Origin of the sequence: Microbacterium testaceum (assembly GCF_003075375.1) — a bacterium.
GTDB classification, from domain to species: domain Bacteria; phylum Actinomycetota; class Actinomycetes; order Actinomycetales; family Microbacteriaceae; genus Microbacterium; species Microbacterium testaceum_E.
The window spans coordinates 62,815-83,962 of sequence record NZ_QDFT01000009.1 but is presented as its reverse complement, the minus strand read 5'-3'; the positions used below and the strand labels follow the sequence as shown (position 1 = coordinate 83,962).

Genomic DNA, 21,148 nt, shown 5'->3' with positions numbered 1-21,148 from the left:
CCGCGTACGGACCGTCATTCACAGCCGCGGAGTCCGTTCGCGTCGCCGGAGCACCTCGTGCTCCCGAGCGAGCGCACGCGGCCCGGTTCCCAGGGGGAGAACACACAGCATGGATGCCACACGCCCGCAGGCGCGTCGCCTTTCGACGTCCACCCGTCCGCGCACCGCGCGCTGGCGCGCACCCCTCGCGATGCTCACCGCGGCGGCTCTCGCCCTCGGCGGCGCGGTCGCCGTCGTCGGCTCCGCAGCCCCCGCGAGCGCGGCCACCGGCCAGGTCAGCGGTACGGTCTTCCGCGACTTCAACGCCAACGGCGTCCGCGACACCGGCAACGGCGCGGGATCCGGCAAGGCGAACGACGTGGGGCTGGCCGGCGTGGCCGTCACCGTCACCGACGGCCACGGCGCCGTCCTCGCGCAGGGATCGACGTCGAGCCAGGGCACCTACGCCCTCGCGACCGGGGTCGCGGACGGCACCCCCGTGCGCGTGCAGTTCTCGGGATGGCCGAGCGGGTTCCAGCCCTCCGGCACCGGGGGCCAGAACGCCACCAACGGCACCAGCCTGCAGTTCGCGGCATCCGGAGCCTCCGGCGTCGACTTCGCCCTCAACAAGCCGGGCGACTACTCGCAGGACAACCCGCCGCTGCTGACGGCCGTGCAGCGCGCCGGCGACCCCGCCCGAGCGACCGACACGACCGAATGGTCGACCGGGCCCGCCGTCGCCGGCACGCCCTACAGCGCGAACGGCACGGGCACGCAGAACGGGTTCCCCGGGCGCGTGGCGCTGGCGACCTTCCACGAGGTCGGCGCGGTCAACGCGGTGGTGTTCCAGAAGTCCACGAACAGCGCCTGGGCGTTCGCCGTCTACAAGCGTCAGTCCGGACTCGGCCCCCAGGGCTTGGGCGGTCTGTACCGCATCTCGGACGTGGTCGATTCCACCGGAGCGCCCTCGGCGGCGGGCACGGTGACCGGCTTCGATGTGCGCACCCTCGGGGTCGACCTCGGCACCGTACCCACCAACTCCGCGCGCGGCCTGACCGGGCCGCAGGACGCGGCGCGCGACGCCGACGCCATGGCCAAGGCCGGCAAGGTCGGCTTCGGCGGCGCGGCCATCAGCCCGGACGGCTCGACCCTCTACTTCGTCAACCTCAACGACAAGCGCCTGTACGCCCTCGACGTCGCCGACCCCGCGAAGTCGCCCACCCTGAAGGGCTCGTGGTCGCTGGATCTCGGCGTCGGCCAGCGCCCCTGGGCGCTCACGATCGACGACGGCACCGTCTTCGTGGGCTACGCCGACACGGGCGAGACCGCGCAGGGCGCACAGCCCGGCACCTCCGCCGCGAGCGCCGGCCTGCACGCGGGCGTGCTCTCGGTCCCGCTGAGCGGCCTCGGCTCGGCGGCGTGGACCCGCGTGCTCGACGTGCCCCTGGGCTACACCAAGGGGCAGGTGGCCGACTGGGCGACCTCGACCAACAGCAACCGGTGGAACACCTGGACCGACACCTGGCGCTGGACCGGCGGCAGCGTCATCGCAGCGTCCACGTGGCAGATCTACCCCCAGGCGATCCTGAGCGGCATCTTCCGTGACGAGGACGGCTATCTGCACCTGTCGTTCGCCGATCGCACCGCGATCCAGGGCGGCAACCGCAACCTCTCGTCGGACACGGGCTCGCAGCTGTACGAGACGGGCTCGGGCGGCGACCTGCTGGTGGCCGCACCCCGCCAGGACGGCACCTACGCGCTCGAGAACGACGGTCGAGTCGGCACCCGGCAGACCCAGTTCGGCGCGAACGCCGAGGGCCCCGGCGGCCGCGAGTTCTACGCGGACTCCAACAACCTGGGCACGGGCGGGCACCACGAGAACTCCCTCGGCTCAGTGGTCGGTCAGCGCGGAACGCGCGAGATCGTCGACACCACCTTCGACCCCCTCGACCGCGTGCGCCTGAGCGGTCTGAACTGGTTCTCGATCGACAGCGGCCGCTCCGCGCGCGGCTACGAGCTGACCGCCGACGGCGGCTTCGGCGCCGACTCGGCCGGGACGTTCCAGAAGGGCGGCGGCCTTGGCGCCGTCGCGCTGCTCGCCAAGGCCGCACCCGTCGAGATCGGCAACCGCGTGTGGTTCGACGCCGATCAGAACGGCATCCAGGATGCCGACGAGCCCGCGATCCAGGGCGTCACGGTTCAGCTCTACGCCGCCGGCGGCACCACCCCCCTCGCGACGCAGACCACCGACGCCCGGGGCCTGTACTACTTCCGCTCCGACCGTGACGGCTTCGACCCCAACGGCTCGTACACGGTGACCTTCGTGCAGCCGACGCAGGGCTCGCTCGCCCTGCGCGGGGCGAACGCCTCGACGTTCGGCACGATCGACTGGTCGCAGGCGGCGTTCACCAAGGCCGGCGTCTCGAGCACGACCGGCTCGGTGGCCGATCCCCGCACCGGTTCGGCGGCGGTCGCCCTGCGCGGGCCCGGCATGAACGTGCACGATCTGGATGCCGGCTTCGTCGCGCAGCGAGCGATCGACGTGGGCAAGGTGGTCGACGCCGCGGGCGGTGCGGCCGCCGCGGGCCAGACCTTCACCATCGACGTCGCGGCGCGCACCTTCCGCGGCGACCCGATCACCCTCGCGCAGAGCACGTTCGAGCTCGCGGACGGTGCGCGCTCGCCCGAGATCACGGTGCCCGTGGGGGCCGCGGTACGCGTGAGCGAAAACGAGCCGTCGACCAAGTCGGTGGCCATCACCGACCCCTCGGGAGCGGCGCACACCGACTGGTACACCGTCACGGGGACCGGCAAGACGCTGGCGTTCCGCGTGTCGAACACGCTGTACAAGCCGGGTTCGATCGAGGTGTCCAAGGCCGTCACGGGCGCGTTCTCGCTGTCGTCCGCCGAGCTCGCGGACGCGGAGTTCACCGTGGCCTACGCCTACACGGGCGGGTCCGGCACGCTGACGCTGAACAAGGCGAACGGCTGGAAGAGCACCGCGGGCCCGCTCCCGTACGGCGCCGTGGTCACCCTGACCGAGACCGCGAAGACGGGTCAGTCGGCAGCGGTGGGCTTCGGCACTCCGACGTGGAGCACGGGTGCCCAGAACGACGGCTCGGCGAAGGTCACCGTCGGCGACGGCACCACCACCCGTGTGACCCTGACCAACCCGACGACGAAGCTCGTCGGCGGCTTCACCGTGAAGAAGGCCGTCACCGGCTCCGCCGCGGACCGCGTGCCCGGTGGCACCACCTTCACCGCCGAGTACTCGCTCGACGGGGGTTCCACCTGGACGGCTCTCACCCCGATCGCCGACGGCGAGACGGCGACCGGACCGACCGACATCGCGGCGGGGACGACCGTGCTCCTGCGCGAGGCCGCGCGTCCGACGCTGGCCGACGTCGCCTGGCAGACCCCGGTCTTCTCGGGCACGGGCGTGACCGCGAAGGGCGACGGTACGGCCGCGCTGGTCGTCGCCGACGGCGTCACCGCCGCCGTGGCGCTGCAGAACCCGACCGAACCCCGGAACGGTCAGTTCTCGATCACGAAGGACGTCACGGGTCCGGGCGAGACGCTCGTCGACACCGGGCGCGACTACAGCGTCAACTACTCCTCGGCGAAGGGCTCCGGCACGCTGACGGTGAAGAACGGCCAGACGACCTCGTCGCCCGCGCTTCCCACCGGGACCGTGGTCACCCTGACCGAGGTCGCCCCGACCGGCGGTCTGCCGGCGGGCGCGACCTGGGGCACCCCGGTGCTCCGTGTGAACGGTGCCGAGCAGGCCAACGGGACGACCATCACGATCGGCGACGCGACCGTCGTGGGCGTCACGGTCGAGAACCCGACCACCGTGACCCCGAGCGTCGACATCCGCAAGGGCGACGGCGCGGCCGACACGGCGACGATCGCCCATGAGGCGGACACCGTCGCCGAGGGGCAGACCTTCCGCCCCGGCGAGACGCGGGACGTCGTCATCCGCGTCACCAACACCGGCCCCGAGGCTCTGCGCGACGTCGTCGTGACCGACGAGACCCTGTCGGGTGCCGCGGTCACCGGCCTGGTGTGGACGGCGCCCGACGGCACGGTGCTCACGCCCGTGGCCGACGGCGCCACCACCTCGGCGCGCTGGGAGCAGACCTTCGGGTCCGGGACCGCGTCGTTCGCGCCCGGAGCCGTGATCGTCGGCCGCGCCACGCTCACCGTCGGCGCCGCGGGGGCCGCGGCCCACCAGGACCGCGCCACGGTCGCGGGCACGGGCGCCCTGTCGGGAACCCCCGTCACGGCCGAGAACGACTACAACGCCTTCGTCGGCGGCATCCAGGTGATCAAGTACGACGGGCAGAAGCCCGATCCGGCGATCGTCGACGCCGCGGGAGGGTGGGTGACCCCGGCCAAGCCGCTGCTGGATCCGGCCCAGGATGCCAACACCACCGCCACCGCGGTGAAGCTGCCGGTCGACTCCGCGCGTCCCGTGCGCTGGGTCGTCACCAACACCGGCGACACCTGGCTGACCGACGTCACGCTGACCGACACGACGCTGGCCGGCCCCGCGATCGGCGCGGACTGGACCGCCGACCTGTCCGGAGTGGGCGGACCGAAGGACTACTCGTTCGCGAAGAACGGACCGTGGACGGGCACGTTCGCCCCGGGCGCCTCGTTCTTCGCCACCGGAACGCTCGCCCTGCCGGCTGAGAGCAGCCACACCGACCGCGTCGACGTCGTCGGCACCGTCGTGGTGCCCGCGACGGACGACGACGGCGTTCCCACCGGTCGGCCCTCGGTCGTCGACGGTGCGCCCGTCGCCGCGAAGAAGGCGGACGGATCGCCCTACACGGTGGCCGACGACGATCCGTTCAACGCCGTCACCGGCGTCGGACCCCTCGTCGACATCCGCAAGGGCGACGGCGCGGGCGCGACGATCGCGCACGAGGCCGACACCGCCGCGTCGGCTGAGGCGTACCGGGGCGGCGAGACGCGGACGATCGTGTTCCGCGCCGCCAACACCGGAGACGAGCCCCTCGTCGACGTGACGCTCACCGACCTGACGGTCTCGGGGGGCGAGGCGAGCAACCTCGTCTGGACCCTGCCCGACGGCACGCCGCTCGCCGGCACGTGGAACGCGGACACGCGGACCTGGTCGGCGACCTGGGCGGGCCCGTGGGCTCCGGGAGCGGTCATCACCGGCTCGGCGCAGCTCACCCTCGGGGCGTCCTCGGCTCCGCACGTCGACCGCGCCACGGTCGATGCCCGCGGCGCGGCATCGGGCAAGCCCGTCACCGCGCGCAACGACTACCACGCCTTCACCGGCTCGACGCAGGTCATCAAGTACGACGGTCAGAAGGCCGACCCGGCCGTGAAGGACGCCGCGGGCGGGTGGATCACCCCCACCAAGCCCCTGGCGGATGCGGCCCAGGATGCCAACGACGCCGATCACGCGGTCGAGTACCCCGTGTCGACGGCCGAGAAGGTGCGCTGGGTGGTCACCAACACCGGCTCCACCTGGCTCACGAACCTGACGCTGACGGACACGACCCTGACCGGGCCCGCGATCGGCGATGACTGGACGGCTGATCTGTCGGCGTTCGGCGGCCCCCGGGCGTACTCGTTCGTGAAGAGCGGACCGTGGACCGGGGCCCTTCCCCCGGGCGCGTCGTTCTTCGCCGAGGGAACGCTGACCCTGCCCGCCGAGCAGCACCACACCGATCGGGTCGACCTCGTCGGCACCGTGGTGGTGCCCGCGGTCGCCGCCGACGGAGTGACGCCGACCGGCCAGCCGCTGCGCGACGACCAAGGATCCCTCGTGACGGCCACCGTGGCCGATCCCGCCGACCCGTCCGCGCGCGTGCCGTTCACCGTCGGCGACGACGACCCGTTCACCGCCCGCACCGGCGTCGGCCCCTACGTCGACATCGAGAAGGGCGACGGCACGGGCACGACCATCGCGCACGACGCCGACACGATGGGCGATGCCGCGCAGTACGCCGCGGGGGAGTCGCGCACGATCGTCTTCCGCATCGAGAACACCGGCGACGAAGACCTCGTCGACGTCGTGCTGCGCGATGCCACCCTGTCGGGAGCCTCGGTGCAGGCGCTCGTCTGGACCCTGCCCGACGGCAGCACGGTCGACGCGCAGCAGCACGACGGAGTCTGGACCGCTCGCTGGGACGCGACCTTCGAGGGCGGCGCGGTGTTCGCGCCCGGTCAGGTCGTCACCGGCGCGGCCACGCTGACGGTCGGCGCGGATGCCGTGCACACCGACCGTGCGTCGATCGATGCGCGCGGCGCAGCCTCCGGCATCCCGGTCGGCGACGACGACGAGTACAACGCCTTCACCTCGGGCATCCAGGTCATCAAGTACGACGGGGGCAAGAAGGACCCGGCCGTGAAGGACGCGTCCGGTCGGTGGATCACTCCCGTCAAGCCGCTCGTCGACGCGGTCCAGGATGCCGACACCCGCGACTCCGCGGTCACGTACACGGCCGACAAGGCCGGCGTCGTGCGCTGGGTGGTCACGAACACGGGATCGACGTGGCTGAGCGCGGTCGACCTGCGCGATCTGACCGACCGGGGACCCTCGGTGTCGTCGTGGACGGCGGACCTCAGCGCCTTCGGCGGCCCGGCGTCGTACGACTTCGTCGCGCAGGGCACCTGGCATGGGCTCATCCCGCCGGGAGCGTCGTTCTTCGCCCAGGGCACCCTGACCCTCGCCGCGGGCCAGACGCACGCGGACACCGTCACGGTCGAGGCGACCCCCGTGGTCCCCGCGGTCGACGCGGACGGTGTGCCGACCGGTGACCCCGCGATTGACGCCGGCGGGACGCCGGTGGCCGTGCGCGACGCGGCGGGAGCCGTGGTCCGCGTGTCCGACAGCGACCCGTTCTGGGCGCTGGTGCCGGTGCCGCTGGCGGTCACGGGCGTCACCGCCCCGCTGGTCCTCATGGGGGCGGGCGCCCTGCTGGCGCTGCTGGTCGGTATCGCCGTGCGGATGGTGCTCCGGCGGAGACGCGTTGAGCGAGAGGCGGTGCCGTTCCGCGTCGCGGAACGGCACCGCCGCCGACTCGGGTGCTCATGGGCGACTGCGCTATCTTGACGGCGATGCGTGATTCGTCCAGGGGGCCGGGCCAGGACCGGGGGCTGCGCTCCCTGTCCGAGCGCGTCGTCACCGGCGTCCTGCCGACCGACCCCCCGCCGTCGGTGCTCGACCTGGAGCTGCTGCTCTCGGTCGAGACGGGACCCACGCCGCGGCGGTGGGTCGAGGCGAGCGCGCGGACCCTCGAGGCGATCCTCATCGCCCGGTGCCACCTGGACGACGTCGAGAGTGCGCTGCAGCTGGTCGACACGCACTTCGCCGAGGGGCGGCTGCGCGTCCCCGGGTCGCTGCACCCGGCGACGCGGTCGACCCTGCTCGCGGCGGCGTCCGAGGTGTACTCGGCCGCCGGCCAGCCGCGGCGCGCGGGACTCTACGCCGCCTCGGCGGTCGCCCACGCCGCGACGGCGCCGACCCGGTACCGCGCGCACGCCGTGAGGGCACTGGCCTACGCGTTGAACGGCGAGTACGACGCCGCCGGACGGGCGATCGAGCGCTGTCACGAGCTGATGATTGAAGCGGGCTGGTCCCGCGTGTACCGCGACTACGCGCTCATTCTCGCCGAGGTCCTGTACGCGTCGGCGGTGCTGGACGCCCCCGCCCTCGCCCGGCTCTCAGAGGAGCTGCAGGCGACCGCCCCGGCCGACCCGTTCTGGCAGTACACCGCCCGCGCCGCCGACGCGATGCGCGCGCTCATCACCCGCGACTACATGAGCGGTCTGGCTCTGCTCACCACGCTGGTGGGAGGCGCGGACGCGCTCAAGAGCCACACGATGGTGCGCGGCTTCACCCTCGGGGTCCTCGCCGACACCCTGCTGGCGCGCGGCGAGGTGCGACGCGCGCTCGCAGTCATCGAGGGCGCGGAAACACCCCGGGAGCACGCCCTCTGCTACGGGATGCAGCGCGCGGCCGCCTACCTGGCGCTCGGCCGCGACCGCTCCGCCCTGAACGCCACGGACGAGTGCATCGCGACGGGGGCGGACCACTGCGTCCGGACGCTCGTGCCGGTGCTGGTGCGCCGGTCGATCGCGTTCCTGCGCCTGAGCAACCCGGCCGCCGCCTTCGCCTCGTTCGAAGAGGCCTTCGGTCTGCGGGTGGGGCTGGGGGAGTCCTTGGCGCCGTTCATCGCGCTGCCGTGCGAGCCGCTCGACCAGCTGCTCACGATGCTCGTGGAGCGCCGGCCCGACGTCGCCGATGCGGTGGCGGCGGTGCGCACGGGTCTGGCGGCCGTTCCCACCCGTGTCGTCGCGGCGACGCTGCCCGCCCTGTCGCCGCGCGAGGAGCGCCTCGCCCTGCGGCTGCGCGGATCGTCGAGCCTGCCGCAGATCGCCGCCGACCTCCAGGTGTCGCTGAACACCGTCAAGTCGCAGCTGCGCTCGATCTACGCGAAGCTGGAGGTCTCGGGCCGCGAGGATGCCGTCGCCGTCCTCGAATCGCAGGGCTTCTTCGTCTGAGGCCCGGTCGCGGCCGCTCAGGCCCCGTGCCGCGGGCGCGGGGTGGCGCGCGGTGAACGCTCGCCCGGCGGCAGGGGGATCGGGGTGGTCCCGGCGATCTCGTCGCTGAAATCCTCGGGTTCGGGCGCGATGGTCATGATGGGGCGCGTCTCGTCGACGGTCAGGCGGAACCGCTTCGTCTCGTGACGGTGCACCCGGCCCGACGCCAGCGTCCACGCGACGCCGATGCCGCACGCGATCAGCGCCACGACGGCGGCGAGGGCGATTGCGACACGGGGGCCGAATTGGGCCGCGACAGCGCCGACGATGGGGGCGCCCACCGGGGTGCCGCCCAGCAGGATCGCCATGTACAGCGCCAGCACGCGCCCGCGCAGCGCGGGGTCGGTCGTGGTCTGCACGTACCCGTTCGCCGTGGTGAGCGTCGTCACGACGCTGAAGCCGGTCAGCACGAGGGTCGCGGCGTACGCGGCGTAGCTGGGGGCGAAGACCGACAGGGTGGATGCCACGGCGAAACCGCCCGCGCCCAGGACGACCACGCGCATCCGGGCGCGCTCGCGCCGCGCGGCCAGCAGCGCACCGGCGAGCGAACCGATCGCGACGAACGAGCTCAGCAGGCCGAAGCCGTCGGCGCCGCGCCCGAACTCGAGGGCCATCGTCGAGGCGAAGATGGGGAAGTTCATGCCGAACGCGCCGAGCAGGAACACCATCGCGAAGATCACGACCAGGTCGGGGCGCCGGGCGACGTAGCGGAACCCGTCGGCCAGGCGGGCGGGCCCGCCGCGCTTGTGGTGCACGACCAGCTCGTGGGGGCGCATGAGCAGCAGGGCGCCGATCATCGCCGAGAAGGTGAGGGCGTTGACGAGGAACACCCACCCGGTGCCGACGGCCACGATCATCACCCCCGCGACGGCGGGGCCGATCAGGCGGGCGGTGTTGAAGGACGCGGCGTTCAGAGCGACGGCGTTCGAGGCGTTCTCCTGCGCGACGAGGTCGGAGACGAACGCCTGCCGCGCGGGGTTGTCGAACGCGGTGACCACGCCGAGCGCGAGCGCGAAGCCGAACATCAACGGCAACGTCATCGCGCCGGTCAGGATCAGGATGCCGAGCGTCACCGCGAGCAGCAGCAGGGCCGACTGGGTGCACATGATGAGCCGGCGCCGGTCGAAGCGGTCGGCGACCCAGCCCGTGACGCCCACGAGCAGCAGCGGGGGCGCGAACTGCAGGGCCATGGTCACGCCCATGGCGGCGGCGTCGTTGTCGGTGAGCTGCGTCAGGACCACCCAGTTCTGGGCGGTGGCCTGCATCCAGGCGCCGACGTTCGAGACGAGCGCTCCGACGAACCAGACGCGGTAGTTGAAGATCGACAGCGACCGGAACATCGAGGTGCTCATCTGTCGGCCACCTTCCTCATGATCACGGCGGCACGGGCCAGGGTGTCGCGCTCGTCGGGGGTGAGCTCGGCGAGGGCCTCCTCCACGAAGGCGTCACGGCGACGGACGGTCTCGTCCACGATCGTGCGCCCGAAGTCGGTGAGGTCGATCGTCACGCGCCGACGATCGACCTCGTCGGGGATGCGGGTGACGTACCCGGCATCCTCGAGGAGCGACACCGTGCGGTTCATCGACGGGGCGGTGACGCGTTCGCGGTCGGCCAGCTGGCCGAGCGTGTGCGCGCCGTGCACCGTGAGGGCCGCGAGGACGGCGAACTGCCCGTCGCTCATGGTGTCGACGGCCCGCTGCGCGCGAAGGCGGCGGGCCAGGCGGAACGTGGCCATGCGCAGCTCGGAAGCTGCGGCGCTGAGGTCATGACCCTGGTCGGGAAGGGGGGATTCGTCGACGCGATCGTTCATGTTCCTGATCGTGAGCCTAGCTCATTAGCCTTGCTAACGGAATAGTGCGGTCGCCCCCCGACGGCCGCGGCCGACCGCCTCCGCTTATGCTCGGCCCATGCCCCAGTTCGTCGACGCCTACGGCATCCCCATCGTCTACGACGTCTACGACGCGGCCGCCCCGCGCGCGGTCGTGCAACTGCTGCACGGGGTCGGCGAGCACGCGGGGCGCTACGGCGCCCTGATCGACGCCCTCGCCGCCGACGGGTACACCGTCTACGCCGACGACCACCGCGGCCACGGTCGCACCGGTCTCGCGCAGTGGGGTGGCGATCATCGCAAGCTCGGCCGCCTCGGACCCGGCGGCCTCGGCGCCGCGCGGGACGCGGTGTGGACCCTCACGCAGCGCATCCACGACGAGCACCCCGACCTTCCGCTGGTGCTGCTCGGGCACTCGTGGGGGTCGTTCCTCGCGCAGATGCTGCTGGATCGGCATCCGGATGCCTATGACGCGGTCGTGCTGAGCGGTTCCGCTCTGCGCTGGCCCGGGGCGCTGAACGCCGGCGATCTCAACGCGCCGTGGAAGCACCTGGGCGGGTCGGGCATGCAGTGGTTGTCGAGCGACGAGCAGGTCGGTCGCGATTTCGTCGCGGATCCGCTGACGACCTCGGAGCCGTTGATGAAGCTGTTCGGACCGATCGAGGCGGCCAAGCTGTTCGGCCGACCGCGCCGCGACCTCGGCCGCGACGTGCCGATGCTGCTCATGGTCGGCCGCGACGACACCGTCGGCGGCCCGCGCAGCGTGCACCTGCTCGCCGACGCCTACCGCTCGCGGTCGGGGCTGACCGACGTGACGACGCTGGTGTACCCGGGCGCCCGTCACGAGATCTTCGCCGAGCGGGCGCAGGCCGAGGTGCGCGCAGACCTGCTCGCCTGGCTGGACGCGCGGCTGCCGTCCCGGCGCTGAGGCGTCGCCGGGCGCCCCCACCCGCCCCCACCCCTCCCGCCCCGCCCCCGCCCCCGCCCGGGTCGGTCGCCGAGACTGCATCCGGCTGACAACTCGGCGACATCCTGCAACCGAGTCGTCGGTCGGATGCCGTCTCGCGCCGCCGCGGCGGTCTCGCCGCGCCCCACCCCGCCCGCCGCGCCCGCCCGCCGCGCCCGGCCCGCCGCCGTAGGCTGGACGCATGCACGGCGAGTACAAGGTCCCCGGCGGCAAGCTGGTCGTGGTCGACCTCGAGGAACGCGAGGGCCGCATCCACGGCTTCCACCTCGCGGGAGACTTCTTCCTCGAGCCCGACGACGCCCTCGACGACATCGACCAGGCCGTCAACGGGCTGCCGGTGGAGTCCGACGTCCCCACGATCGCCGCGGCGATCCGCACAGCACTGCCCGAGGGGGCGCAGCTGCTCGGCTTCACCCCGGAATCGGTCGCGACGGCGATCCGCCGCGCCCTGGTGGTCGCCCCCGGGTGGGCGGACTTCGAGTGGGAGGTCGTGCACGACGACCCCGTGTCGCCCCGCATGAACCTCGCCCTCGACGAGGTGCTCACCACCCGGGTGGGTGCCGGGCTGCGCAAGCCCACGCTGCGGCTGTGGGAGTGGAACGAGAGCGCCGTCGTCATCGGTTCGTTCCAGTCGCTCCGCAACGAGGTCGACCCCGAGGGGGCCGCGAAGCACGGCTTCGACGTCGTGCGCCGGATCTCGGGCGGCGGCGCGATGATGATGGCCGCCAACTCGATCGTCACCTACTCGCTCTACGTCCCCGCGTCGCTGGTCGCCGGGATGACGTTCGCCGACTCCTATGCCTTCCTCGACGACTGGGTGCTGCAGGCGCTGCGCTCGCTCGGCATCGACGCGGTCTACCAGCCGCTCAACGACATCGCCGGCCCCCACGGCAAGATCGGTGGGGCCGCGCAGAAGCGGCTCGCGAACGGCGGGGTGCTGCACCACGCGACCCTCAGCTACGACATGGACGGCCAGGTGCTCACCGAGGTGCTGCGCATCGGCCGCGAGAAGCTCAGCGACAAGGGGACCGTCTCTGCCGCCAAGCGCGTCGACCCGCTGCGCAGCCAGACCGGACTGCCGCGCGATCAGGTCATCGACCGCTTCATCCAGACGTTCACGACGCTCTACGGCGCGACCGAGGGGCACATCACCCCCGAGGAGTACGCCGAGGCCGAGGCCCTCGTCGCCTCGAAGTTCGCCACCGACGCGTGGCTGCAGCGGGTCCCGTGAGCGCGGCCGCCCCCGACGCCGTCCCCGCGCAGGGCGTCGTCGAGATCCACCACGCCGACAATCTGACGATCACCCCGGCGCTCGCCGACGGCTCGTTCTCGCTCGTGTACCTCGATCCGCCCTTCAACACGGGGCGCACGCGCTCCAAGGCGGTCGAGTCGGCGACGTGGACGCCTCCCGTGGAAGAAGAGGCGGATGCCGTCGCGCCCGAGCCCGTGGCATCCCCCGACGATCCGAACATGTTGACGTTCCCCGAGGACGAGCCGCCCCCGCCGCCGGTGGTGCAGCGCGGCTTCCACGGACGCGAGTACGCGCGGCTGCGCGGCGACCTGCGCACCTACGACGATCGCTTCGACGACTACTGGGGCTTCCTCGAGCCGCGGCTGATCGAAGCGTGGCGGCTGCTCGCCGACGACGGCACGCTGTACCTGCACCTGGACTATCGCGAGGTGCACTACGCCAAGGTGATGTGCGACGCCCTGTTCGGGCGCGACCACTTCCTCAACGAGCTGATCTGGGCCTATGACTACGGCGCGAAGACCAAGCGCCGTTGGCCCACCAAGCACGAGACGATCCTCGTCTACGTCAAGAACCCGGCCGCGTACTTCTTCGATTCGGATGCCGTCGACCGCGAGCCCTACATGGCCCCCGGCCTGGTGACGGCCGAGAAGGCCGCGCGCGGCAAGATGCCCACCGACGTGTGGTGGCACACCATCGTGCCGACGACCGGGCGCGAGAAGACGGGCTACCCGACGCAGAAGCCCGAGGGCGTGCTGCGTCGCATGGTGCAGGCGTCCAGCCGCCCCGGCGACCGGGTGCTCGACATGTTCGCCGGCAGCGGCACGCTGGGTGCCGTCGCCGCCCCGCTCGGCCGGCACGCGGTGCTGATCGACGACAACGCCGACGCGGTCGCGGTGATGCACAAGCGCCTCGAGGCCTTCGAGGCCTGAATCGAGGAGCCCGGCGCGGACTCCCCGGGAGGACCGGGGTTGCGCTCAGGCCCTCGACCGCACCAGCGCGGACACGAGAACTCGGATGTCGTCCTCGCTGTCCGCGTACGGCAGGACGGGACGCCCGTCCGCCGCGATCAGCACCCCCACGGGGCGATGGTCGCCGACGTCCAGGGCCGTCGCGAGTGCGCCGCCCAGATCGAGGGCGGCGGGCGTGCGCGGGCCGTCGTTCTCGCGGGCGGGGGCGTTCCAGTCGCGTCCGGCACCCACGGGGTAGACGATCCGGACGTCGAGCCAGGGCGCGAGCGCGTCGTGATGGTGGTCGAGTGCGTCGATCACCCGGAGGCACCGGTCGCAGTTCGCTTGCGCGAAGACCAGAAGCTGGCTCCGACCCCGCGCGGCCTCGGTGACCACGTCGACGACCACACCGTCTTCGCGGATCAGCGGCGGTCGCCACGACGCGACATCGGGCGATGGCATCCCGCCTCTCCGCCCTGCGCGCGCCATCGCGAATCCGCAGGTCGCCAGGGCCGCACTCACCGCCACGGCGAGGGCGGTGGGCAGGGGGTGCGAGGCCGCGATCGTCGGTGCTGACGGGGACGAGGTCGAGACGACCGCGCAGACGACCGCCAACAGCAGGGCCGCGACGCTCAGGACGGCGTTGCGGCGCACCAGCGCGGGGGACACTCGCGTAGTACTCCACCGGCCGAGGCACCCGCACTCGTCGGCCGAGCCGTGGCTGACGGCGCGGGCGGTGAGCGCAGTGAAACCCGCCAGCAGCAGGACGATCGCGGTCGCCGCTCCCACGCGCGTCTGACCGTCGGAAACGGCGAGTGCCACTGCCAGGGCCACCTCGACGACGGAGACGGCGGCCACCGCGAGTCGGGGAAGACGCCGGGGCAGGCGCAACGCGGATAGGACGTGGGGAGCGTCCTCGAGCGCGACCATTTTCGCGATCCCGCTGACCAGCAGCAGGGACGACGCGGGAACGATGAGGCAGAGGAGGAGAAGGCTCATGAGCGGCAGCCGTCGAGCACGGCAGATCCAGCATGGGCTGCGGTCGGGGGCCGTCGTGGCATCCGGGGGTGTAATTCATCTGCGTGCGGGGTCGTCCTCACCCGCGAACGGCGACGGATCGGGCGTCATCGGTATCGTCGGCCCCGGACGGGTGAGGACGCGCCTAGGGTGAGCCCCATGGAATTCGGCATCTTCGTCCCCCAGGGCTGGCGCTTCGACCTCGTCGGCATCGACCCCTCCGAGCACTGGCGGGTCATGAACTCCCTCGCCCAGAGCGCCGACGACGGCCCCTGGGCCTCGCTCTGGGTCTACGACCACTTCCACACCACTCCCGTGCCGAGCGCCGAGGCCACGCACGAGGCGTGGACCCTGATGGCGGCCTTCGCCGCCGCCACCGACCGGGTGCGCCTCGGCCAGATGTGCACGTGCATGGGGTACCGCAACCCGGCGTACCTCGCCAAGGTCGCCGCCACGGTCGACGCGATCTCGGGCGGACGCGCCGAGATGGGCATCGGCGGCGGCTGGTACGAGCACGAGTGGCGCGCGTACGGTTACGGCTTCCCACCCATCGCCGAGCGCCTCGGACGCCTGCGCGAGGGCGTCGAGATCATGCACCAGGCGTGGACCACGGGCGAGGCGACCCTGTCGGGGAAGTACTACGAGGTCGACGGCGCGATCGTCCAGCCGACGCCCCTGCAGGCCGGCGGCATCCCGCTCTGGATCGCCGGCGGAGGCGAGAAGGTCACGCTCAAGATCGCGGCGAAGTACGCCTCGTACACCAACTTCGGCGGATCGCTCGAGGAGTTCGACCACAAGTCCGAGGTGCTGCGCGGGCATTGCGAGGCCCTTGGTCGCGACGCGTCCGAGATCACCCGCTCGACGAACTTCAACACGATCGTGGCCGAGACCGAGGCCGAGGCATCCGACCGCCTGGCCGCCGTGGTGGCGCGCTTGCGTCCGCACGTGGGCGACGAGCGGGCGGATGCCATCGAGGTCGACTACCGCTCGTCCGACGGCTTCGGCACGCCCGAGCAGATCGTGGAGCGCCTGCGCGAGCGCGCCAACCACGGTCTGGGTTACGCGATCCAGTACTTCCCCGAGGCCGCGTACGACACCTCGGGCATCTCGCTGTTCGAGCGCGAGGTGATTCCGCACCTCTGAGCGGTGCGGTGGTGCGGTGCTCCGTGCCGCCTCCCGGCGCGCGCCGCCCTGCCGCCTGCCGCCCTAGCCCGCCGCATGCGCGCGTGGCGTCGCCGTAGCCCGCCGCCCTCGCTCCCCTCGATAAACGCTGTTCCTGCCGAAACACGCGGACGCATACCGTGTCTCGGCAGGAACGGCCTTTATCGCGGGGCCGCCCGGAGCTCCGCGCCGCCTCCCGACGCGCGCCGCCGCCGTCTCCCGCCGCGCGCCGCCGCCGTCTCCCGCCGCATGCGCGCGTGCCGCGGCCGTCTCTCGCCGCCCTCGCTCCCGGTGATAAACGCTGTTCCTGCCGAAACACGCGGACGCACCCCATGTCTCGGCAGAAACGGCGTTTATCGGGGCCCGGTCCGGGCCGGCCGGGGCGGGCGAGGCCCCGACCGCCCCGACCGCCCCGACCGGCCCGACCCCCCCCGGGGCGCCACGGCGTCACGCGTCGCGGCGCGCGCCCTCGGACGGGGTCACCGTGAAGACGTTGGGGCGGCGGAACCCGGATGCCGCGAACGCGGCCAGGACCGCCTCGGTCGCCGCTGGGACGAGCCCGGCGGGGATCAGCGCGATCGCCGCGCCGCCGAAGCCGCCGCCCGTCATGCGCGCACCCAGCGCGCCCGCGCCCAGCGCGGTCTCGACGGCGAGGTCGAGCTCGGGCACCGAGATCTCGAAATCGTCGCGCATCGACGCGTGCGATGCGACGAGCAGATCGCCGATCGCGGCGGGACCGTCGGCGTCGAGGGCCGCCACCGTGTCGAGCACCCGTTGGTTCTCGGTCACGACGTGACGCACGCGGCGGAAGGTCACGTCATCCAGGATCTCGGCGGCACGGGATAGGTCGTCGACCGTCAGGTCGCGCAGCGACGCGACGCCGAAGGCCGCCGCACCCCGCTCGCACGCCTCGCGGCGCTCGCGGTAGCCGCCGGTGGAGTGGGCGTGCTCGACGAGCGTGTCGACGACGAGGATCGCAAGTCCCGCCTCGGCGAAGCCCAGCGCGACGGGCCGGGTCTCGAGTGTGCGGCAGTCGAGGAAGGTCGCGGCGTCGGCGACCCCCAGCATGGACGCCATCTGGTCCATGATCCCGGTGGGGGCGCCGACGGCGTCGTTCTCGGCGATGCGGCCGACGCGGGCCAGGGCGACCTTGTCGAGGCCGGCGTTCCACACGTCGTTGAGAGCGGATGCCACGGCCCCCTCGATCGCGGCGGACGACGACAGTCCGGCGCCCACCGGCACCTCGGACGACACCGCGATGTCGACGCCGCGGGGTGTGGCATCCGGGGCCTCTCGGAGCAGCGCCCACGCCACACCCAGCGGGTAGCCCGCCCAGTCGAGGCCGCCGGCGGCGATGCGGGCGTCGAGCTCGGCGAGGGGAACTTCGACCGCGTCGTCGGCGAACGTCGACCGCACGCGGATCACGTCGTCGTCGCGCAGCGCGACGGCCGCGGCGGTGCGCTGCGCGATCGCGAACGGGAAGACGAAGCCCTCGTTGTAGTCGGTGTGCTCGCCGATGAGGTTGGCGCGGCCGGGAGCCGACCACACCCCCGCGGGGGTGGCGGCGAGAAGGGTGCGGGCGTCGTCGACGGCGGTCATGCCGTCACCTCCGGAACGGTGTCGAGGGCGGCGCGCAGGCGCTCGGCCTGCGACTCGGGGGTCACATCGCCGATCCAGGCGCCCATGGCGGCCTCGGACCCGGCGAGGTACTTCAACTTGTCGGCGGCGCGGCGCGGCGACGTGATCTGCAGGTTGAGGCGCACGGCATCCCGTCCCCGTCCGACCGGAGCCTGATGCCAGGCGGCGATGTAGGGGGTGGGGGTGTCGTACAGCGCGTCGATGCCGCGCAGCAGGCGCAGGTAGAAGGGTGCGAGCTCGTCGCGTTCGGCGTCGCTCGTCTCGGCCAGGTCGGCCACGTGGCGGTGGGGGAGTACGTGCACCTCGATGGGCCAGCGCGCGGCGAAGGGAACGAATGCCGTCCAGTGCTCGCCGCGCAGCACGACGCGCTCGCCGGCCTGCTCGAAGTCGAGGATGCGGGCGAACAGATCGTCGGAGGTGCGCGAGATCGTGTCGAGCAGGCGGTGCGTGCGGGGTGTGACGTAGGGGTAAGCGTAGATCTGTCCGTGCGGGTGGGGGAGCGTGACGCCGATCTCCTGCCCGCGGTTCTCGAAGGGGAACACCTGACGGATGCCGGGCAGGGCCGACAACGCCGCGGTCCGGTCGGCCCACGCCTCGATGACGGTGCGGGCGCGGGTGCGCGAGAGCGAGCCGAACGAGCCCTCGTGCGCGGGGCTGAAGCACACGACCTCGCACCGGCCGACCGAGGTGCGGGTGCGGCCGAGACCCAGGTGCTCGAGGTCGTCGGCGCCGCGCGGCGGGTCGACGGCGGCGGGGGCGTCGCCGGTCGCGTCGTCGAGGGCGGGACCGAACGAGGGGGACTTGTTCTCGAAGACGGCGACGTCGTAGAGCGAGGGGATCTCGGAGGGGTTCGTCGGCGTCTGCGGCGACAGCGGGTCGAGGTGTGCGGGCGGCAGAAAGGCACGGTTCTGGCGATTGGATGCCACGGTGATCCAGTCACCGGTCAGGACGTCCTGGCGCATGGTCGCCGTCATGGGCCGCGGGTCGAGGGTGCGCGCGTCGATCGCGCGCTCGGGTCCGAGCGTGGTGCCCGGATCGTCGAAATACATCAGTTCGCGGCCGTCGGCGAGACGGGTCGAGCGCTTGATGACGCCCGCGCCCAGCGGCGTGGCGGAGGGGGTGTCCGTGTTCACGATAACACGCTACAGAGCGTGCGTGATATCGTCAACATGCAGGGGGTGCGATGCGCGTATCGATGGCTGACGTGGCCGCGAGGGCCGGGGTCTCGGCGCAGACCGTGTCGCGCGTCGCGAACGCGAGTCCCCGGGTCGACCCGGCGACGCGCGTCCGCGTCGAGCAGGCCATGGCCGAACTCGGCTACCGCATGCACCGGGCCGCTCGCGCCCTGCGCACCGGGCAGACCTCGACCATCGGCCTGGTCGTGGCGACCCTCGCGTCCGTGGGCAACTCGCGCATGCTGCAGGCGATCTCCGAGGCGGCGGCGGCCCGCGACTACGCCCTGGCCGTCGTCACCGTGGGGGAGCGCGGCATCCACGAGGCCTTCGCGCGCCTGCGCGCCCAGGGCGTCGACGGCGCCGTCGTGCTCAATGAGGCCACCGACCTCGCGCGCGGCGTCGAACCGCCCGCGGACCTGCACATCGTGGTGGTCGACTCACCGCCCGACGACCGCTTCTCGATCGTCCAGACGGCCCACGCGGACGGCGCCCGCATCGCCACCGCGCATCTTCTCGCCGCCGGTCACGACACCGTGCACCACCTCGCCGGACCCGCCGGGTCGTTCGCCGCCGCCGAGCGCGAGCGTGGATGGCGCGAAGCGCTGGCCTCCGCTGGCGTCCACGTGCCCGAGCCGGCGCGGGGCGACTGGACCTCGGCATCCGGTCATTCCGCCGTGGCCCGGCTGGCCGCGGCCACCGCGATCTTCGTCGCGAACGACCAGATGGCCCTGGGCGCCCTGCGCGCCCTCGCCGACGCCGGCCGGCGCGTGCCCGACGACGTCGCGGTGGTCGGTTTCGACGACATCGTGGATGCCGCGGAGTTCCGCCCGCCGCTGACCACGATGCGTCAGGACTTCGACGCCCTCGGCCGTCAGGCGGTCGCGGCGCTGGTGGCCGCGATCGAGGGCGGGGAGCCCGTCGTCGAGACCGTCCCGGCGACGCTGGTCGTACGCGCGAGCAGCGCCGAGGCCTGACGCCCCCTCCCCCGCCCCCCGCGCCCCCCGCCCCCTCCGCCCCTCCCTCGCGCCCCGCGCCCTCGCCCGCCCCCGGGTGCGTTTGGGGCGTTATCGTGCGTTTGGGGCGGGGAGTACGCGCCCCAAACGGTAGAACCCGCCCCAAACCCGCCCGCCCGCCCGCCCGCCCGCCCGCCGGCCCGCGGCCGGCCCGCCAGCCCCCCGCCATCCGGGAACGGAGAACGCCCGCGGATGCCGGAGCATCCGCGGGCGCCTGTCACGGGGTGTGCGTTACTTCTTCACGGGGATGGACTGCGACTCCAGGGCGCCGATGGTGGCATCCTGGCCCTTCTGCAGTGCGTCGACCAGCGTGCCGTTCCCGCTGACCGCGGCCTTGAAGCCGTCCGAGACATCGGCGTAGGTCTTGGTCATGGTCGGGCCCCACACGAAGTCGGGGGTGACCTCGGTCGCTGCCTTGGCGAAGACGTCGTAGATCTTCTGGCCGCCGTAGAACTCCACGCCCTGCGCGAGCGAGGGGAGCTTCAGCCCCTCGGTCGTGGCGGGGTAGATGTTCGCCTCCTGGTTGAGGGCGGTCAGCGCCTCTTCCGAGGTGTTCAGCCAGAGCGCGAACTTCGTCGCCTCGTAGGGGTGCTCGCTGCCCTTGAGGACCGCGATGGACGATCCGCCCCAGTTGCCCGCGACCTTCTCGCCGGCCGCCCACTGCGGCAGGTCCGAGACGGCCCAGCCGCCCGCGGTGTCGGGAGCGCCGCTCGAGATCGAGTTGGCGCCCCAGACGGCCGAGTTCCACGTCCAGACCTGGCTGGAGTTGTAGGCGTTGTTCCACTCGTCGGTCCACGCCGGGTAGGTCGAGACGAGGTCCTGGTCGATCAGCGACTGCCAGTACTCGGCGACCTTCTCGGAGGCGGGGTCGGTCAGCGAGACCGTCCATCCGTCCGCGTCGTTGCCGAACCACTGTCCGCCGGCCTGCCACACGAAGCCCGCGAACTGGTTGATGTCGGACTGCGAGAAGTTGGTGATGTAGCCGCCGAGCGCGCGGATCTTCTTCGCGGCCTCGGTGTACTCGTCCCACGTGGTGGGGATCGCGATGCCGTTCTTCTCGAACAGGTCCTTGCGGTAGAACAGCGCCATCGGACCGATGTCCTGGGGGATGCCGTAGACCGCGCCGTCCTCGCCGAGGGCGACCTGGTTCCACGCCCACCCGACGAACTGGTCCTTGGCGGCGACGACGTCGGAGCAGCCGCCGATGTTCTCGAGCCCGTCCTGCACGAGGAAGTTCGGCAGTGCGTCGTACTCGATCTGACCGAGGTCGGGGGCGTTGCCGGCGGCGATCTGGTTGAAGAAGTTCTGGTACGTGCCGCTGTTGCCGTTCGGGCCGGTCTGCACCTTGACCTGGATGTCGGGGTTCTCCGAGTTCCACATCTCGACGACCTTCTCGATACCCGGGATCCACGAGGTGAACTCGAGGGTGACGGGACCGTCGGCGGGGGCGCAGTCGGCCGCCGAGGCGGCGTCGTCGCCGCTTCCGCCGCCGGCGCAGCCGGCCAGGAGCAGAGCCGACAGGGCGACGCCGGAGGTCGCCGCGAGGATTCTGTGCTTCATGCGAATGCCTTTCTCTGGTGACCCGGAC

Annotated in this window: 13 protein-coding genes; 7 read left to right on the top strand and 6 right to left on the bottom strand. The window is 72.5% G+C overall.

The features are described 5' to 3' along the window. Positions 1-109 precede the first annotated feature (109 nt). Positions 110-7,072, top strand: a complete 6,963-nt coding sequence (locus DC432_RS05655; protein ID WP_116537037.1) for an SdrD B-like domain-containing protein — start codon at positions 110-112, stop codon at positions 7,070-7,072. Between the two features lie 5 nt (positions 7,073-7,077). Beyond that, positions 7,078-8,523 (top strand): response regulator transcription factor, encoded by a 1,446-nt coding sequence (locus DC432_RS05650; protein ID WP_165801191.1) that lies wholly within the window; start codon positions 7,078-7,080, stop codon positions 8,521-8,523. Between the two features lie 17 nt (positions 8,524-8,540). On the opposite strand, the gene DC432_RS05645 is transcribed toward DC432_RS05650, so the two are convergent. Both DC432_RS05645 and DC432_RS05640 read right to left on the bottom strand, forming a co-directional pair. Beyond that, positions 8,541-9,914 carry an MFS transporter gene (locus DC432_RS05645; protein WP_116537035.1) on the bottom strand — a complete coding sequence of 458 codons (1,374 nt, stop codon included), beginning with the start codon at positions 9,912-9,914 and terminating at the stop codon, positions 8,541-8,543. Next, positions 9,911-10,372 carry a MarR family winged helix-turn-helix transcriptional regulator gene (locus tag DC432_RS05640; protein WP_108317802.1) on the bottom strand — a complete coding sequence of 154 codons (462 nt, stop codon included), beginning with the start codon at positions 10,370-10,372 and terminating at the stop codon, positions 9,911-9,913. Before DC432_RS05640 ends, DC432_RS05645 begins: the two co-directional genes overlap by 4 nt. Positions 10,373-10,469: 97 nt before the next feature. Here DC432_RS05640 and DC432_RS05635 point away from each other — a divergent pair, with 97 nt between their 5' ends. The 3 genes from DC432_RS05635 (at position 10,470) to DC432_RS05625 (ending at position 13,538) form a co-directional block, all read left to right on the top strand. After that, positions 10,470-11,318 carry an alpha/beta fold hydrolase gene (locus DC432_RS05635; protein WP_116537034.1) on the top strand — a complete coding sequence of 283 codons (849 nt, stop codon included), beginning with the start codon at positions 10,470-10,472 and terminating at the stop codon, positions 11,316-11,318. A gap of 220 nt (positions 11,319-11,538) precedes the next feature. Then, positions 11,539-12,588, top strand: coding sequence for a lipoate--protein ligase family protein (locus tag DC432_RS05630; RefSeq protein WP_116537033.1), 1,050 nt, complete (start codon positions 11,539-11,541; stop codon positions 12,586-12,588). Continuing rightward, on the top strand, positions 12,585-13,538 hold the full coding sequence (locus DC432_RS05625) for a site-specific DNA-methyltransferase (protein ID WP_243393045.1): 954 nt from the start codon (positions 12,585-12,587) through the stop codon (positions 13,536-13,538). Before DC432_RS05630 ends, DC432_RS05625 begins: the two co-directional genes overlap by 4 nt. A gap of 45 nt (positions 13,539-13,583) precedes the next feature. Here DC432_RS05625 and DC432_RS05620 read toward each other — a convergent pair whose 3' ends face one another. Continuing rightward, complete coding sequence (locus DC432_RS05620; protein ID WP_116537032.1) at positions 13,584-14,555, bottom strand: MauE/DoxX family redox-associated membrane protein; 972 nt, start codon at positions 14,553-14,555, stop codon at positions 13,584-13,586. 177 nt (positions 14,556-14,732) lie between these two features. Here DC432_RS05620 and DC432_RS05615 point away from each other — a divergent pair, with 177 nt between their 5' ends. Further along, positions 14,733-15,716, top strand: coding sequence for an LLM class F420-dependent oxidoreductase (locus DC432_RS05615; protein ID WP_116537031.1), 984 nt, complete (start codon positions 14,733-14,735; stop codon positions 15,714-15,716). A 465-nt stretch (positions 15,717-16,181) separates the two neighbouring features. Here DC432_RS05615 and galK read toward each other — a convergent pair whose 3' ends face one another. Both galK and galT read right to left on the bottom strand, forming a co-directional pair. Further along, positions 16,182-17,333 carry a galactokinase gene (gene galK, locus DC432_RS05610; RefSeq protein ID WP_116537030.1) on the bottom strand — a complete coding sequence of 384 codons (1,152 nt, stop codon included), beginning with the start codon at positions 17,331-17,333 and terminating at the stop codon, positions 16,182-16,184. Next, the gene (gene galT / locus DC432_RS05605) at positions 17,330-18,421 is read right to left on the bottom strand and encodes a galactose-1-phosphate uridylyltransferase (protein ID WP_243393046.1); all 1,092 of its coding nucleotides are present in this window, start codon (positions 18,419-18,421) and stop codon (positions 17,330-17,332) included. Before galT ends, galK begins: the two co-directional genes overlap by 4 nt. Before the next feature lie 146 nt (positions 18,422-18,567). Between galT and DC432_RS05600 the strand changes: the two genes are divergently transcribed. Further along, the gene (locus DC432_RS05600; protein ID WP_165801190.1) at positions 18,568-19,521 is read left to right on the top strand and encodes a LacI family DNA-binding transcriptional regulator; all 954 of its coding nucleotides are present in this window, start codon (positions 18,568-18,570) and stop codon (positions 19,519-19,521) included. A gap of 270 nt (positions 19,522-19,791) precedes the next feature. On the opposite strand, the gene DC432_RS05590 is transcribed toward DC432_RS05600, so the two are convergent. Continuing rightward, positions 19,792-21,120: an ABC transporter substrate-binding protein gene (locus DC432_RS05590; protein WP_116537027.1), complete on the bottom strand. Its 1,329-nt coding sequence runs from the start codon at positions 21,118-21,120 to the stop codon at positions 19,792-19,794. Between the last annotated feature and the right edge of the window lie 28 nt (positions 21,121-21,148).

What these genes read in the sequence shown, in the direction of transcription:
- DC432_RS05655 (WP_116537037.1), top strand. Translation starts at nt 110, where the DNA reads ATGGATGCCACACGCCCGCAGGCGCGTCGCCTTTCGACGTCCACCCGT.
- DC432_RS05650 (WP_165801191.1), top strand. Translation starts at nt 7,078, where the DNA reads ATGCGTGATTCGTCCAGGGGGCCGGGCCAGGACCGGGGGCTGCGCTCC.
- DC432_RS05645 (WP_116537035.1), bottom strand. Translation starts at nt 9,914, where the DNA reads ATGAGCACCTCGATGTTCCGGTCGCTGTCGATCTTCAACTACCGCGTC.
- DC432_RS05640 (WP_108317802.1), bottom strand. Translation starts at nt 10,372, where the DNA reads ATGAACGATCGCGTCGACGAATCCCCCCTTCCCGACCAGGGTCATGAC.
- DC432_RS05635 (WP_116537034.1), top strand. Translation starts at nt 10,470, where the DNA reads ATGCCCCAGTTCGTCGACGCCTACGGCATCCCCATCGTCTACGACGTC.
- DC432_RS05630 (WP_116537033.1), top strand. Translation starts at nt 11,539, where the DNA reads ATGCACGGCGAGTACAAGGTCCCCGGCGGCAAGCTGGTCGTGGTCGAC.
- DC432_RS05620 (WP_116537032.1), bottom strand. Translation starts at nt 14,555, where the DNA reads ATGAGCCTTCTCCTCCTCTGCCTCATCGTTCCCGCGTCGTCCCTGCTG.
- DC432_RS05615 (WP_116537031.1), top strand. Translation starts at nt 14,733, where the DNA reads ATGGAATTCGGCATCTTCGTCCCCCAGGGCTGGCGCTTCGACCTCGTC.
- galK (WP_116537030.1), bottom strand. Translation starts at nt 17,333, where the DNA reads ATGACCGCCGTCGACGACGCCCGCACCCTTCTCGCCGCCACCCCCGCG.
- galT (WP_243393046.1), bottom strand. Translation starts at nt 18,421, where the DNA reads ATGTATTTCGACGATCCGGGCACCACGCTCGGACCCGAGCGCGCGATC.
- DC432_RS05600 (WP_165801190.1), top strand. Translation starts at nt 18,568, where the DNA reads ATGGCTGACGTGGCCGCGAGGGCCGGGGTCTCGGCGCAGACCGTGTCG.
- DC432_RS05590 (WP_116537027.1), bottom strand. Translation starts at nt 21,120, where the DNA reads ATGAAGCACAGAATCCTCGCGGCGACCTCCGGCGTCGCCCTGTCGGCT.